The organism is Kocuria subflava, from assembly GCF_012163155.1.
In the GTDB taxonomy this organism is placed as follows: domain Bacteria; phylum Actinomycetota; class Actinomycetes; order Actinomycetales; family Micrococcaceae; genus Kocuria; species Kocuria subflava.
The window spans coordinates 1-806 of the sequence record NZ_JAAVUN010000105.1 but is presented as its reverse complement, the minus strand read 5'-3'; the positions used below and the strand labels follow the sequence as shown (position 1 = coordinate 806).

Sequence of the window (806 nt, the reverse complement as noted above, 5' to 3'; positions counted from 1 at the left end):
CGTGTGGGTGGTTCGGAGGAGCAGTTCGCCGAGTGGGATCCCCAGATCAAGTCCTTCGAGATGAAGGGCGTGTTCTGCCTGACCGAGCCCGAACACGGTTCGGACATTGCCGGTGGGCTGTCCACCACGGCCCGACGCGACGGGGACGAGTGGGTGATCGACGGCGCGAAGCGGTGGATCGGTGGTGCCTTCACTGCCGACTACCTGTGCGTGTTCGCCCGCGACACCGAGGACTCCCAGGTCAAGGCCTTCCTGGTGCCCCGCGAGGCGCCCGGGGTGACTCTCGAGAAGATCTACGGCAAGACCTCCCTGCGGATGATGCAGAACGCCCACATCACCCTCTCCGACGTGCGGGTTCCTGAATCTGCGCGACTGCAGAACTGCAACTCCTTCAAGGACGTGGCGGCCATGCTGCGGCAGATGCGCTCCGACGTCGCATGGATCGCTTGCGGTATCCAGGCCGGGGCCTACGAGGCCGCGGTGCGTTACGTCCGCGAGCGCCAGCAGTTCGGCCGCCCCTTGGCCAGCTTCCAGCTGGTTCAGGAGAAGTTGGCCCGCATGCTGGGGAACCTGACCGCCTCCCTGTCGATGGTGTCCCGCCTGGCCGAGAAGCAGCAGGAGGGCATCTACCGGGACGAGGATTCCGCACTGGCCAAGATGTGGATCAGCCTGCACCTGCGCGAAACCGTGGCGCTGGCCCGCGAAGTGGTGGGCGGCAACGGGATCACGCTGGCCACCGACGTCGCCCCCCTTCACCCCCGCGCCGGGACGGGCGACACCCTCCAAGGCACCCCCGAGAGCAACGC

1 protein-coding gene is annotated in these 806 nt (G+C 67.1%); it reads left to right on the top strand.

Features of this window, described 5'->3' with window-relative positions; genetic code table 11:
• Window positions 1-806, top strand: an 806-nt coding sequence (locus GTW58_RS13205; RefSeq protein ID WP_168023570.1) for an acyl-CoA dehydrogenase family protein, incomplete at both ends; no start/stop codon positions are given.